This window comes from Bacillus sp. ISL-34 (genome assembly GCF_018613325.1).
GTDB lineage: Bacteria > Bacillota > Bacilli > Bacillales > DSM-1321 > Peribacillus.
In genome coordinates this window covers 1-13,165 of record NZ_JAGGQJ010000046.1, presented here as the reverse complement: position 1 = coordinate 13,165, position 13,165 = coordinate 1, and the positions used below count along the sequence as shown (strand labels likewise).

General features: G+C 40.9%; 13 protein-coding genes, 1 tRNA gene, 1 rRNA gene, 1 other RNA gene and 1 other annotated feature. Of the genes, 12 read left to right on the top strand and 4 right to left on the bottom strand.

Annotated elements, in window-relative coordinates:
• The first annotated feature begins 108 nt into the window (after nt 1-108).
• Nucleotides 109-224 (top strand): 5S ribosomal RNA (gene rrf / locus J7E52_RS25985).
• A gap of 81 nt (nt 225-305) precedes the next feature.
• Here the strand turns inward: rrf and J7E52_RS25980 are convergent.
• The gene (locus J7E52_RS25980; protein WP_214751339.1) at nt 306-1,271 is read right to left on the bottom strand and encodes a YaaC family protein; all 966 of its coding nucleotides are present in this window, start codon (nt 1,269-1,271) and stop codon (nt 306-308) included.
• A 111-nt stretch (nt 1,272-1,382) separates the two neighbouring features.
• Between J7E52_RS25980 and guaB the strand changes: the two genes are divergently transcribed.
• The 4 genes from guaB to J7E52_RS25960 all read left to right on the top strand — a co-directional run bounded on the left by guaB (nt 1,383) and on the right by J7E52_RS25960 (nt 6,198).
• Nucleotides 1,383-2,846, top strand: coding sequence for an IMP dehydrogenase (guaB, locus tag J7E52_RS25975; protein WP_101226085.1), 1,464 nt, complete (start codon nt 1,383-1,385; stop codon nt 2,844-2,846).
• A 191-nt stretch (nt 2,847-3,037) separates the two neighbouring features.
• Nucleotides 3,038-4,339: a D-alanyl-D-alanine carboxypeptidase family protein gene (locus J7E52_RS25970; protein ID WP_214751343.1), complete on the top strand. Its 1,302-nt coding sequence runs from the start codon at nt 3,038-3,040 to the stop codon at nt 4,337-4,339.
• 69 nt (nt 4,340-4,408) lie between these two features.
• Nucleotides 4,409-4,633: a binding site (T-box leader), on the top strand.
• Between the two features lie 63 nt (nt 4,634-4,696).
• The gene (gene serS / locus J7E52_RS25965; protein WP_214751337.1) at nt 4,697-5,974 is read left to right on the top strand and encodes a serine--tRNA ligase; all 1,278 of its coding nucleotides are present in this window, start codon (nt 4,697-4,699) and stop codon (nt 5,972-5,974) included.
• A gap of 131 nt (nt 5,975-6,105) precedes the next feature.
• A tRNA-Ser gene (locus J7E52_RS25960) sits at nt 6,106-6,198 on the top strand.
• Between the two features lie 118 nt (nt 6,199-6,316).
• On the opposite strand, the gene J7E52_RS25955 is transcribed toward J7E52_RS25960, so the two are convergent.
• The 3 genes from J7E52_RS25955 to J7E52_RS25945 all read right to left on the bottom strand — a co-directional run bounded on the left by J7E52_RS25955 (nt 6,317) and on the right by J7E52_RS25945 (nt 8,353).
• On the bottom strand, nt 6,317-6,988 hold the full coding sequence (locus J7E52_RS25955) for a deoxynucleoside kinase (protein WP_076373259.1): 672 nt from the start codon (nt 6,986-6,988) through the stop codon (nt 6,317-6,319).
• Nucleotides 6,966-7,625 carry a deoxynucleoside kinase gene (locus tag J7E52_RS25950; RefSeq protein ID WP_214751335.1) on the bottom strand — a complete coding sequence of 220 codons (660 nt, stop codon included), beginning with the start codon at nt 7,623-7,625 and terminating at the stop codon, nt 6,966-6,968. The genes J7E52_RS25955 and J7E52_RS25950 overlap by 23 nt, the downstream gene beginning before the upstream one ends.
• Before the next feature lie 182 nt (nt 7,626-7,807).
• Nucleotides 7,808-8,353: a cysteine hydrolase family protein gene (locus tag J7E52_RS25945; protein ID WP_214751334.1), complete on the bottom strand. Its 546-nt coding sequence runs from the start codon at nt 8,351-8,353 to the stop codon at nt 7,808-7,810.
• 139 nt (nt 8,354-8,492) lie between these two features.
• Here J7E52_RS25945 and tadA point away from each other — a divergent pair, with 139 nt between their 5' ends.
• From tadA to J7E52_RS25910, 7 genes are all read left to right on the top strand, one after another.
• The gene (tadA, locus tag J7E52_RS25940; protein WP_214751332.1) at nt 8,493-8,999 is read left to right on the top strand and encodes a tRNA adenosine(34) deaminase TadA; all 507 of its coding nucleotides are present in this window, start codon (nt 8,493-8,495) and stop codon (nt 8,997-8,999) included.
• A 146-nt stretch (nt 9,000-9,145) separates the two neighbouring features.
• Nucleotides 9,146-9,410: signal recognition particle sRNA large type (ffs, locus tag J7E52_RS25935), an RNA gene on the top strand.
• A gap of 183 nt (nt 9,411-9,593) precedes the next feature.
• Nucleotides 9,594-11,282, top strand: a complete 1,689-nt coding sequence (gene dnaX, locus J7E52_RS25930) for a DNA polymerase III subunit gamma/tau (protein ID WP_214751331.1) — start codon at nt 9,594-9,596, stop codon at nt 11,280-11,282.
• 21 nt (nt 11,283-11,303) lie between these two features.
• Nucleotides 11,304-11,621 carry a YbaB/EbfC family nucleoid-associated protein gene (locus J7E52_RS25925; protein ID WP_214751341.1) on the top strand — a complete coding sequence of 106 codons (318 nt, stop codon included), beginning with the start codon at nt 11,304-11,306 and terminating at the stop codon, nt 11,619-11,621.
• 60 nt (nt 11,622-11,681) lie between these two features.
• Nucleotides 11,682-12,278, top strand: a complete 597-nt coding sequence (recR, locus tag J7E52_RS25920) for a recombination mediator RecR (RefSeq protein WP_034316264.1) — start codon at nt 11,682-11,684, stop codon at nt 12,276-12,278.
• Between the two features lie 20 nt (nt 12,279-12,298).
• Complete coding sequence (locus J7E52_RS25915) at nt 12,299-12,517, top strand: YaaL family protein (protein WP_034316261.1); 219 nt, start codon at nt 12,299-12,301, stop codon at nt 12,515-12,517.
• Nucleotides 12,518-12,621: 104 nt separating this feature from the next.
• Nucleotides 12,622-12,891: a pro-sigmaK processing inhibitor BofA family protein gene (locus J7E52_RS25910; RefSeq protein ID WP_387552124.1), complete on the top strand. Its 270-nt coding sequence runs from the start codon at nt 12,622-12,624 to the stop codon at nt 12,889-12,891.
• Nucleotides 12,892-13,165 lie beyond the last annotated feature (274 nt).

The following is a 13,165-nucleotide window of genomic DNA, read 5'->3' as shown; positions in this document are numbered from 1 at the left end:
GACATGTGGAGCTGACTGATACTAATAGATCGAGGACTTAACCAACGCTTTAAAAAAATGAAATGCCTTCTTATTATCTAGTTTTGAAGGAACAACGTTCCTTTTATGTTTGGTGGCGATAGCGAAGAGGTCACACCCGTTCCCATTCCGAACACGGCAGTTAAGCTCTTCAGCGCCGATGGTAGTTGGGGGTTTCCCCCTGTGAGAGTAGGACGCCGCCAAGCCATTTTGAAAGATCAGCCATCCGGCTGGTCTTTTTTTGTCGTTTCGGGCCAAATCAAATCACCAAATGGATGTTGGAAAGATTAAAAGTGGAACCTTTCGGACCTGATCCATTCAAATATTAAGAATGGCACCTTAGCTTGGCTTATTTTAAGGAATTGAACAATGCAGGGGTAATCATCATTAGGCATGGTTTTCAACAGTTCTGCCCACCATTCTGTTTCATAACGAGCTATTATGCTAAGGTTATAAGAAATCAAATAATGGATCAGAAGTTCAGGTAATGAAAAAGCTGACGAATCTTTATTTAGAGATAGCATGAACTGTCCTTCTGCCAAATTATACCGCACTGGGGAAGTGGCATTATGAATAGGGACGCCATCTGTTTTTAAATGCAGTGTCCCGGGAGCTTCTGAAATACTGTAAACTTGATTCGTTTTAGCTTTCAAAAATTCTTCGAATCGACTGCTGGACATTTGATAGCTATCCAATATCGCCGAGGGTAATTGAAAGCCATTCGAAGAGGGTAACATGGCGACGAAATTTTTCTTGGAACTCGACCATGTAATGTTTTGCATATCTGGGATTTCCTTCAATAGCGTCCCCATGGAAAACTTTTCACCTTCCAGATGCTTGATATGGAATAACTTCTCGGAAATGCAGGTGAAAAGTCCATTCTTTTGCGTTTTGACTTCGTCCTTTAAAAATTCATATTGTTGTTTTTTCTTTTTTCTCGTTGTTACCCCATGGGCAAGCATCGAAGTTGATTCCGGATAGTTGGGATCAATCGTAAGCAGACAAGCCTTTAACAATTGGGCGAATCCATAAAATGTCAGGATTGGTTGTATGGAAAGTGGTGCAATGGCAGCCTGATTATAATAAGTTTTAGCATGTTCAAGATGGTAAATAAATGGATAACAATTATCGTAACTTTTTATTTCCGCTTCTGCTATTTTTTCATGCGTGTAACATTTTTGTAAAAAAAGTTGTGAGGAAGATGCGGAAAAAAAAGGTGTATATTTATCGAAATTATCATTGTTTTCAGGCATTGCAGCTATCCTCCGAATTAATAGAATAATCAAACTTTTATTTCTCTTCTTGACAGTAGTATGTCCTATTGATAACCTACAAATAATATTTTTAAGCAGGAGGGGAAAATAATGTGGGAAAATAAATTTGCAAAAGAAGGTTTAACCTTTGATGATGTCCTATTAATTCCAGCGAAATCAGAGGTTTTGCCGAAAGATGTTAACCTTCAAGTCAACTTAGCTGAAAACTTAAGGCTCAACCTTCCTATCATCAGCGCAGGGATGGATACCGTGACTGAAGCTGAGATGGCAATTGCCATGGCTCGTCAAGGCGGATTAGGTATCATTCATAAAAATATGTCCATTGAGGCACAAGCTGAACTGGTGGATAAAGTAAAACGTTCAGAAAGCGGTGTAATTACCGATCCATTTTTCTTAACGCCAGATCACCAAGTATTCGATGCAGAGCATTTAATGGGGAAATATCGCATTTCGGGTGTTCCTGTAGTCAACAATATAGAGGATCAAAAACTTGTGGGTATCATTACAAACCGTGATTTGCGATTTATTTCCGATTTTTCCTTGAAGATTTCCAGTGTCATGACTGTAGAGAACCTGGTCACAGCGCCAGTGGGAACTAACTTGGAACAAGCAGAGAAGATTCTTCAAAAATACAAAATTGAAAAGCTTCCCCTTGTGGACGATAATGGAGTTCTTAAAGGACTTATTACGATCAAGGATATCGAGAAAGTCATTGAGTTCCCAAATTCGGCGAAAGATAAGCAAGGAAGATTACTTGCAGGTGCTGCAGTCGGCGTGACTAAGGATACAATGAAGCGTGTGGAAATGCTAGTTAAGTCCCATGTCGATGCAATTGTACTTGATACTGCTCACGGTCATTCAGAGGGCGTCCTTGAAATGGTGAAGGAAATCCGCGGGACATATCCTGAATTGACGATCATTGCCGGTAATGTGGCAACAGCTGAAGGGACGAAGGCATTGATTGAAGCGGGAGCTGATGTAGTGAAAGTGGGAATCGGACCAGGGTCAATCTGTACGACAAGGGTTGTAGCTGGTGTAGGTGTTCCGCAAATCACGGCAGTCTTCGATTGTGCGACAGAAGCAAGAAAACATGGTAAAACGATTATCGCAGATGGCGGAATCAAATATTCTGGCGATATCGTTAAAGCCCTAGCTGCAGGCGGACATGCAGTAATGCTTGGCAGCATGCTTGCAGGTGTAACGGAAAGCCCAGGAGAAACGGAAATTTTCCAAGGTCGCCGTTTTAAAGTGTATCGGGGTATGGGCTCTGTTGCTGCAATGGAAAAGGGATCTAAAGATCGTTACTTCCAAGAAGATAACAAGAAGTTCGTACCGGAAGGCATTGAAGGGCGCCTTCCATACAAAGGACCTCTTTCAGATACCATTTTCCAACTGATTGGCGGCATTCGTTCAGGTATGGGATATTGCGGTACAGCCACATTGGAAGAGTTGAGAGAAAACTCTCAATTTGTCAAAATGACCGGTGCCGGATTAAGGGAAAGCCATCCTCATGATGTCCAAATTACAAAAGAAGCACCAAACTACTCAATGTAATGAATTTAACATATAATCGTCATTAAAATTTATTGTTGAAATAGACAGAGTCTGCGATTACTCTGTCTATTTTTTTTATTTTTTCTGTGATAAACTAGACAAGGTGTCAAGGGAATTACATAAAGTTTCTCCTTTGTAATAGAGATTAGCTTAAAAGTTGGAGGTATTGGAAATTGAAAAAAATCAGCAAGATGACCCTCATTTTCACTTTTGTTTGTGTTCTTGTTATGTCGCAATTTGCCTATCAACCGGGGGAAGCTTTTGCTGAATCTGATAATTTGGGTTTAAAAGCAGAGGCAGCCATTATCATTGATGGTGAAACAGGACAAATCGTATATGAAAAAAATGCCGATAAAGTATTAGGGATTGCATCCATGTCTAAAATGATGACAGAGTACATCATAATGGAGTCAATTGAAAATGGGAAAATCAGTTGGGATCAAAAAGTTAAAATAAATAAATACGTACATGACCTTTCAAAAGCACCCAATTTGTCGAATGTTGGGTTAACGGAAGGTGAAGACTATACAGTTAAGGAACTATATCAAGCTATGGCAGTCTATTCCGGAAATGCGGCAACAGTTGCTTTAGCACAGCTAGTTTCCGGAAGTGAAAAAAGCTTCGTAAAGTTAATGAACGACAAAGCAAAGGAATTAGGCTTGAAAAATCATAAATTCGTAAACGCCAGCGGTTTGAATAACTCCGATTTATTAGGGCAGTATCCTTCAGGTGATGAAGATGATGAAAATATCATGACAGCAAAAGATACTGCACTTCTTGCTTATCGATTAATAAATGATTATCCGGAAGTGTTAAAAATCGCAAGCATTTCCAAATTGAAATTCCGTGATGGAAAAGAATATCCGAACTTCAACTGGATGCTGCCTGGCCTGATATTTGAATATAAAGGCGTAGATGGACTAAAAACGGGATCTACCGACTTTGCCGGCTATGGCCATACAGGGACGGTTATCCAGGACGGTCAGCGCTATATCACGGTGGTTATGAAGTCCACTAATAAAAACGAACGTTTTGCAGATAGCACTAAGCTTATGAACCATGCTTATGCTACCTTTAAAAAAGAAAAAATCCTTCCAGCTCATTACCAGGTGAAAGGGAAAGAAACGCTTTCAGTAGTAAAAGGCAAGGAAAAAGATGTTAAGATTCAATCTGAAAAAGCAATCGAGCTACTTGTTGAAAATGGTGAGAAAGATAACTATAAAACAGATTTAGTGATCGATAAAAACAAATTGAATGATGATGGTAAGCTGACTGCACCAATCAAAAAAGGTGAAAAGCTCGGTTACATCACAGTCACTCCTAAAAAGGGAGAAGATTATGGGTACATCAACGGCGATTCGGTAAAGGTTAACGTCGTAGCTGCTGAATCTGTTGAAAAGGCAAACTGGTTCGTATTATCAATGCGTGCGGTTGGCGGATTCTTTGGTGACGTATGGAGCAGTGTAGCTTCAACTGTTAAAGGCTGGTTTTAAGTTTCGCGTATAAAACGGTTGCGAAATGTATAAAATTATAGTACATTATGGAAAACAATCTGATTATATAAGAAAGCAATGACAGGAAATAGTAACAAGTATTTCTTTCTATAGAGAGCCGATGGCTGGTGGAAATCGGTGTGAGAGTGTTGTGAATCCCTCCTGGAGCAGAGTATGGAAAGCCTTTTGGGTCAGTAAATACTTTCGGTTAAAAGCCGTTATCGTGATAAGTGGTAGGCCTTTTTCATAGGCCTTCAACTAGGGTGGCAACGCGGGTTAACTCTCGTCCCTTCTTCAGGGGACGGGAGTTTTTTGCGTTCTTTGATAAATCATCAAAATATTAAGGAGGAACTGAAAATGTTGGATTTGAAATATGTAAGAAATAATTTTGAAGAAGTGAAGCGTGTATTGCAATTTAGAGGAGAAGATTTAACCGATTTAGGTAAATTCGAGGAACTGGATGTAAAGCGTCGGAATTTGATTGCTGATACGGAAAAGTTGAAAAGCCAAAGAAATGAAGTTTCACAGCAAGTGGCCGTATTGAAACGGGAGAAAAAGGATGCAGATCAGTTGATTGCCCAAATGCGTGAAGTTGGTGACCGTATCAAAGGATTCGATGATGAGCTTCGTGAAGTGGAAGCCCGGTTAGAAACATTACTTCTTTCCATTCCGAACATTCCGCATGAAAGTGTGCCTGTCGGTGAGACGGAAGACGATAATGTCGAAATCCGTAAATGGGGAGAGTTACCGGAATTCAAGTTTGAACCGAAACCACACTGGGATGTAGCTGGAGATCTAGGCATCCTGGATTTTGAACGAGCAGCAAAAGTGACCGGAAGCCGATTTGTATTTTATAGGGGTCTTGGTGCTCGATTAGAGCGTGCCTTAATTAGCTTTATGTTAGACCTTCATGTTGAGGAACATGGATATGAAGAAATGCTGCCTCCATATATGGTAAACCGTGCAAGCATGACTGGCACAGGTCAATTGCCAAAATTCGAAGAGGATGCTTTCCGTATTGAAAGTGATGATTACTTCTTGATCCCTACAGCTGAAGTCCCGGTGACAAACTTCCATCGTGATGAAATCATGAGCGCGGACGATCTGCCGATAAGCTATGCGGCATACAGCGCTTCATTCCGTTCAGAGGCAGGATCTGCTGGTCGTGATACCCGCGGGTTAATTCGTCAGCACCAGTTCAATAAAGTTGAACTAGTGAAGTTCGTGAAGCCGGAAGATTCTTATGCAGAATTGGAAAATCTTACGGGTCATGCCGAAAAGGTCCTTCAATTGCTAGGTCTTCCATACCGAGTGCTGAGCATGTGTACGGGAGATCTTGGTTTCACTGCTGCTAAAAAGTATGATATCGAGGTTTGGATCCCGAGTTATGGAACGTACCGCGAAATATCTTCTTGCAGTAACTTTGAAGCATTCCAGGCTAGACGGGCCAATATCCGCTTCAGACGTGATGCAAAAGGCAAACCGGAACACGTCCATACTCTAAATGGATCAGGTTTGGCAATAGGCCGTACAGTCGCAGCCCTTTTGGAAAATTATCAGCAGGAAGATGGCAGTGTTATCATTCCTGAAGTATTACGTCCATATATGCGTGGTGTGGAAGTCATTAAACCGTAATCAAAAGGAATCAGCTTCTGATTAAAGAGGCTGATTCTCCTTTTTATCAAAGTTTGAAAATTATTTTAAGAAAACTTTATAGAGGGCTTGACTTTAATTTTAATTCCATGTAATATAATAAATGTTGATACGGAGGTATACCCAAGTCCGGCTGAAGGGATCGGTCTTGAAAACCGACAGGGGAGTCAAATCCCGCGGGGGTTCGAATCCCTCTACCTCCTCCATAACTTATTAATAACCACAGCGCATAAATTGGATATCGATGAATTCCGTTACACATATGTAACGGAATTTTTGTTTTCTAATATATTAAAACCACCGGATAACCGGTGGTTTTTCTTTTTATACATTTCGCAGCAACTTGGTTTGCTCCATATATTCGGCAATCCGTTTTATAAGAGGTTCGATGCTTGCTTCATCCTGCATAAGGTCATATTCGTTTATATTTAATCGAAGGACAGGGCAGGCATTGAATTGATCAATCCATTCTTCGTAACGGCCGTGCATTTCCTGCCAATATTCAATTGGGGTATGCTGTTCCATTGGACGGCCACGCTCTTGGATCCGGTCAAGGATATCATCCAGCGAACCTTCGAGATAGATAAGTAAATCAGGGTGCGGGAAGTATGGCGTCATTACCATGGCGTTGAAAAGGCTTGTATAGGTTTCGTAGTCCACATCATTCATCGTGCCCTTTTCATAATGCATTTTTGCAAATATCCCGGTGTCTTCATAAATGGAACGGTCTTGGATAAAACCGCCGCCATATTCAAAGATTTTTTTTTGCTCTTTAAAACGTTCAGCGAGGAAATAGATTTGCAGGTGGAAACTCCAACGATTAAAATCATCGTAAAACTTATCCAGGTAGGGGTTCGTATCAACCTTTTCAAAGGATGTCCTGAATTGAAGGGCATCGGCTAACGCATTGGTCATGGTCGATTTCCCTACGCCAACCGTCCCTGCTATCGTAATGACGGCGTTGTTTGGAATATTATATTTCTTTCGTAAGTTCATTTGACTTTACTCCTTTGTGCAGGGCATTCTCTATTTGGCTGATTATCGTTTTCAAATCATCCTTGTTCCCGACAAAATCCAGCTCATCTCCGTTGAATGTAAGAACAGGTATGTCAGGGTGCTGTTTCTCAAATGCTTCCATGAATGTTCGATAATCCGCGGATAACTGCTCTAAATAAATGGAGGATATATTTTTTTCGAATTCGCGACCTCTTTTACCGATTCGGGAGAGAAGAGTATCTAGACTTGCGTTTAAATAAATCACCATATTAGGTTTAGGCATATCCCGTGTTAAAATATTGAATATTTCAAGGTATTTATTGTATTGTTCGTTCTTCAACGTTCGTTCAGCAAATATCAAGTTCTTGAATATATGGTAATCAGCCACCACGGCATGGTCATTAGTAAGATACTTTTTTTCGATATCTTCCAATTGTTTATAACGGTTACACAGAAAAAACATTTCTGTTTGAAAGCTCCACTCATCAATATCTTTATAGAATTTCCCGAGAAATGGATTTTCATCTACAATTTCCTTCAATAATGAAATTTGAAAATGATCTGCGATAACTTTTGCAAGTGATGTTTTTCCCACGCCGATTGGACCTTCGACGGTGATAAATGGGGTGGATTTCATCCAATCTGTCCTCCTTCATGAGGTATCAAGCTGAAATTCCCGGTTATTAGGTTTTTCGCCAAGAGATATTGTATCATAGACTTGGGACTTTAGTGACATTTTTGTCAGGTTGATAATGAAAGAGAATGAAAGAGTGTTTATTGGGGGAGGTATGTAGGTTAGTGCCTTGTCCGATTGAATGCTTAACTGTCTTCACATTCTTTTATGGATGCCTTGAGAACATGGTTCATCATCTTTAATGCGTAATGATTATCTTCCTTTGATGCAGAAGCGATGCAATCCTTCGGAATCCATAATTTATATTCCCGCATATAGGCATCATTGGCCGTGAACAGGACGCAGATGTTGCCAGCTATGCCAGTAATGATCAAGGTTTCCACGTTTAATCGTTTAAGCAGTGTATTGAGTGCCGTCCCATAAAATGCCGAATGCTTTGGCTTGATGAGAAAGAATTCGTCCTGTTGAGGTTTTATCCGTTCGATTAATGAGGCATTTCCTTCATTCTTACATCTAGCAATAATTTTATCGAAGTCAGCCTGCCATAAATCATAATGATCGTTGATATAAATGATTGGAAAACCGTTTTCTTTCATTTGCTTTTTTAATTTCAAAATCGGATCGACGATAAGTTTCGTATGTGCAAGGAGCATATTCCCGTATTTGAAATCGAAATCATTGATCATATCAATGATAAGCAATGCAAAAGAAGGCGATTCAGGTCGATTCATGGTATATCCTCCTTTATTGTGAGAATTTACTTGCAGCACGTATGCCGCATGCGTTACTATTCATTAGAACAAGTAGTATGAACTTTATTTTGTCTTATATTTGTCTGTTTACTCCTACTTAATATGAGGGGGTTTTTTTATGAAGGATGATGCTTATTACATGAATTTAGCCTTAAAGGAAGCAAAAAAAGCGCAGATGTTGAATGAAGTGCCGATTGGCGCTTTAATCGTAATAGATGATCAAGTTATTTCGACGGGACATAACCTGAGGGAAACGGAACAGAATGCGACGGCACATGCGGAGCTGCTTGCGATCAATGAGGCTTGCAAGGCACTTGGCAGTTGGCGTCTTGAAGATGCGACATTATATGTAACACTGGAACCTTGTCCAATGTGTGCTGGTGCCATCTTGCAATCAAGGGTAAAAAGGGTTGTTTTTGGAGCGCATGATCCAAAGGCTGGCTGTGCAGGGACATTCATGGATTTACTTCGGGATGAACGCTTCAACCATCAATGTGATGTAACAAGCGGTGTATTAGGGGAAGAGTGCGGCTTTATATTGACTTCTTTCTTTAAAGAGCTTAGGGATAGAAAGAAAACTTTGAAAAGAGAGCAAGCACTCAAAATTGCTGAAGAAAATAAATAGTGAAAAACGAATGTTGAAGATGAAGCTTTGCTTCATTTGATAAATTTGGAATCAAACTGTTCGTGAACAACACTTGCGTTTTTTTTGTTACCTTAGTATAATGAATTATGCGTCGTCATGACGCTATGAAATTGGTATTACTTTTGCCGTGCTAGACGGGGAGGTAGCGGTGCCCTGTACTCGCAATCCGCTCTAGCGAGGTTGAATCCCTTCTCGAGGTTAGCATTCTGTAGGGCCTGCCTTAAGTAAGTGGTGTTGACGCCCGGGTCCTGCGCAATGGGACTCCATGAACCATGTCAGGTCCGGAAGGAAGCAGCATTAAGTGGAAGTTCTCATGTGCCGCAGGGTTGCCTGGGCCGAGCTAACTGCTTAAGTAACGCTTATGGTTGCTAATCGACAGAAGGTGCACGGCAGTTATTTTACATAAACAAAAAACTCATTCGTATCGGGTGGGTTTTTTTTTATGCCAAGAAGGTAAAGCGCTTGGTATTTTTGAAAAAAATGAGGCAATGATGAAATTTCTTTTTAGACTTTGATATTAAGGAAATCAGTAATGTATAATAAACAAGGTGGAGAAAAAAAGGAGGGATTTCCGTGGGGTATCAAGCATTATACCGGGTATGGCGGCCGCAACAATTCATTGATGTAGTCGGGCAGGAACATGTAACGAAAACGTTGCAGAATGCTTTGGTCGGGCAGAAGGTTTCGCATGCCTATTTATTTTCCGGTCCACGTGGAACAGGGAAAACAAGTGCTGCCAAAATCCTGGCAAAAGCAGTGAATTGTGAGCATGCCCCGACAAGTGAGCCCTGTAACGAATGTGCTACCTGCCGCGGAATCACCGATGGCTCCATATCAGATGTTATAGAAATTGATGCAGCATCCAATAATGGTGTCGAGGAAATCCGTGACATTCGTGATAAGGTTAAATATGCACCGAACGCGGTTACATATAAAGTTTATATCATTGATGAGGTACATATGCTTTCACAAGGTGCTTTCAATGCGCTTTTAAAGACATTGGAAGAACCTCCGAAGCACGTGATTTTTATATTGGCGACGACTGAACCCCATAAGATTCCGCTAACGATCATTTCCCGTTGCCAAAGGTTTGATTTTAAAAGGATCCAGCCTCAAGATATAGTTGGCAGGATGTCACAGATCATCGCGGAAACAGGTGTTTCCTGTGATGAACAAGCCCTGCATATCATTGCGAGGGCAGCCGAAGGCGGGATGCGGGATGCACTAAGCCTTCTTGATCAAGCGATATCTTTCAGTTCAGAGACGGTTTCTGTGGAAGATGCATTGACTGTCACCGGTTCTGTTTCGCAGGCGTTTTTAAGCCGGCTGGCAAAAGCTATATATGATAAAGAAGTAGCGGTGGCACTTGAAGTCCTTGAAGAATTGCTGGCCATGGGAAAGGACCCGGCTAGGTTCATAGAAGACATGATTTATTATTTCCGTGACATGCTATTGTTTCAAACGGCACCGGCACTGGCAGAATCCTTCGAGCGTGTTTTGATAGATCCCCAATTTAAGGAATTGGCAGAAGTAATCTCTTCTGAATCGATTTACTCCATTATTGAAAGCTTCAATCAAACACAGCAGGATATGAAATGGACAAATCATCCAAGGATTTTCCTTGAAGTGGCACTAGTGAAGTTATGTAATGAGCAAAGGCCAAATCAAAATGATAACGGGCAGCTTCAACAGCTGCAGCAGAAAATAGAAGATTTAGAGAATAAATTGATCGAAATGCAGAAAAACGGCATTCCGGCAGCCATGACAGAAAAGCCTGCAGAGCAGGCTAAGGCGCAAAGGGCCGTTAAAAAGACATATAAAGCACCTGCAGGAAAGATCAATCAAGTTTTGAAACAAGCTACAAAACCAGGTCTTAATGCTGTGAAAAGTAAGTGGGGGGAAGTGCTTGAACAGTTAGGTCAGCAAAACCAAAAGTCATTGGCAGCTTTATTGACGGAGGCAGAACCTGTTGCTGCGTCAACTGAAGCTTTTGTGGTAAAATTCAAATATGATATTCATTGCCAAATGGCAATGGAAAATAACCGTTTCGTGGAAGTGATAGCCTCGATCATGCAGCAATTGACCGGACACCGAATGGAGATAGCTGGAGTTCCGGAGAGCCAGTGGCAAAGGTTGCGGGAGGACTTCATCTCAACACAGCAGTTCGACGGTACAGAAGAAACGGAATCAAAAGAAGAAGACCCCTTTATAGCAGAGGCTAGAAAATTAGTCGGCGATGATTTACTTGAAATTAAAGAATAATTGGAGGTAAGAAAAATGGGTATGCGCGGCGGTAATATGCAGAACATGATGAAACAAATGCAAAAGATGCAAAAGAAGATGGCAGAGGCACAAGAAGAATTAGGTGAAAAAAAGGTTGAAGGAACGGCTGGCGGCGGAATGGTAACGGTCATCGTGACTGGACATAAAGAAATCGTCGATGTAATCATCAAACCGGATGTTGTCGATCCGGATGATATCGATATGCTTCAGGATTTAGTGCTGGCTGCGACCAACGATGCTTTGAAAAAGGCAGAAGAACTGACAAACCAAACGATGGGACAATTCACTAAGGGAATGAACCTTCCGGGTATGTTTTAAGCAAGTTCAAAAGAAACTTCCTTTCAGGGGGTTTCTTTTGAAATTTTTAGGAGGAATTCGATGCATTATCCAGAACCAATTTCCAAGCTCATTGACAGTTTTATGAAGTTGCCGGGGATTGGTCCTAAAACGGCTGCTCGATTAGCCTTTCATGTACTAAGCATGAAGGAAGATACTGTTTTGGATTTTGCAAAGGCACTTGTTAATGCTAAGCGGAATCTTATGTATTGCTCAGTCTGTGGTCATATTACAGATCAAGATCCCTGTTATATCTGCGAAGATCAAAAGAGGGACAGAAGTTTGATTTGTGTGGTTCAGGACCCGAAAGATGTAATAGCTATGGAAAAGATGAGAGAGTTCAATGGTTTATACCATGTACTGCATGGCAGTATTTCCCCGATGGACGGAATCGGTCCGGAAGATATAAATATTCCTGATTTACTGAAGCGCCTGCAAGATGAAACGGTGCTGGAGGTCATTTTGGCTACTAATCCTAACATTGAAGGTGAAGCGACGGCCATGTATATTTCGCGGTTGCTTAGGCCATCAGGAATCAAAGTGACCCGAATTGCCCACGGACTTCCTGTTGGCGGAGATTTGGAGTATGCGGATGAAGTGACGCTATCAAAAGCAATTGAAGGAAGAAGAGAAATATAAGATAGCTGGGAGGACTTCACTTGTTCTTTCGTAAAAAAAAGAAACTTCGGAATGAATTCAATGATTCATTAATCGAAGAGCTTGAACAGTTGAAATGGAATTGGCATAATCAAAAATCATTACTTGAAAAAAGCGTTGATCCATCTGAGGAAGTAATCGCCCAAACGAGACTGGCGGAAGTGAAATATTTCTACTTATTCAGGGAAGTTAAAAGAAGGAATGTCCGCTTAAAAAGATGATAAGGAAATGGCTGTGAAGGATTTCGTATTCCTCATGGCCATTTTTTTCAGTTCTTAATCCATCGATCCCTTCATATAAGTTTAGTACAAGCTTGCGGGGAGGAATGAGTTTGGAACCAGTTGTCTTTGTTGCCGTAATTGGCGGCCTGATTTTAATGCTCCTCATTATCGGGGCGCCATTAAGACCCGTCCGGTTCATAGGGCAGGGGATTATAAAGATCATTATCGGTGCAGCATTTTTGTTCTTTTTGAATACACTTGGGAATCAAGCAGGCATTCATGTACCTATCAATCCTGTTACCTCGGCAGTTGCCGGCCTGCTTGGAATACCGGGGGTTGCCGCTTTGGCAGCCATTGGTTATTGGATCATCTAAAGGAATTGCGCCGAAGTCATTCTTATGAAAACCTCATGGATATCTCCTTGGGGTTTTTATCATGTTATAGTTTTTTTTAAAAAAACTAATTAAACCATTGACGATAACTCATCAACCTGATAATATATTAGGAGTCGCCTGATAACGACATCATAAATTACTCAATCAAAAAGACAACATAAAATAGTTGTTGACATTAGATTGGGTAAGTGATAAGATAATAAAGTCGCTTACGAAGTAACGACGATAAATCGCTCTTTGAAAACTGAACAAA

Coding starts and splice junctions, on each gene's coding strand:
- J7E52_RS25980 (WP_214751339.1), bottom strand. CDS start 1,271: ATGCCTGAAAACAATGATAATTTCGATAAATATACACCTTTTTTTTCC.
- guaB (WP_101226085.1), top strand. CDS start 1,383: ATGTGGGAAAATAAATTTGCAAAAGAAGGTTTAACCTTTGATGATGTC.
- J7E52_RS25970 (WP_214751343.1), top strand. CDS start 3,038: ATGACCCTCATTTTCACTTTTGTTTGTGTTCTTGTTATGTCGCAATTT.
- serS (WP_214751337.1), top strand. CDS start 4,697: ATGTTGGATTTGAAATATGTAAGAAATAATTTTGAAGAAGTGAAGCGT.
- J7E52_RS25955 (WP_076373259.1), bottom strand. CDS start 6,988: ATGAACTTACGAAAGAAATATAATATTCCAAACAACGCCGTCATTACG.
- J7E52_RS25950 (WP_214751335.1), bottom strand. CDS start 7,625: ATGAAATCCACCCCATTTATCACCGTCGAAGGTCCAATCGGCGTGGGA.
- J7E52_RS25945 (WP_214751334.1), bottom strand. CDS start 8,353: ATGAATCGACCTGAATCGCCTTCTTTTGCATTGCTTATCATTGATATG.
- tadA (WP_214751332.1), top strand. CDS start 8,493: ATGAAGGATGATGCTTATTACATGAATTTAGCCTTAAAGGAAGCAAAA.
- J7E52_RS25925 (WP_214751341.1), top strand. CDS start 11,304: ATGCGCGGCGGTAATATGCAGAACATGATGAAACAAATGCAAAAGATG.
- recR (WP_034316264.1), top strand. CDS start 11,682: ATGCATTATCCAGAACCAATTTCCAAGCTCATTGACAGTTTTATGAAG.
- J7E52_RS25910 (WP_387552124.1), top strand. CDS start 12,622: ATGAGTTTGGAACCAGTTGTCTTTGTTGCCGTAATTGGCGGCCTGATT.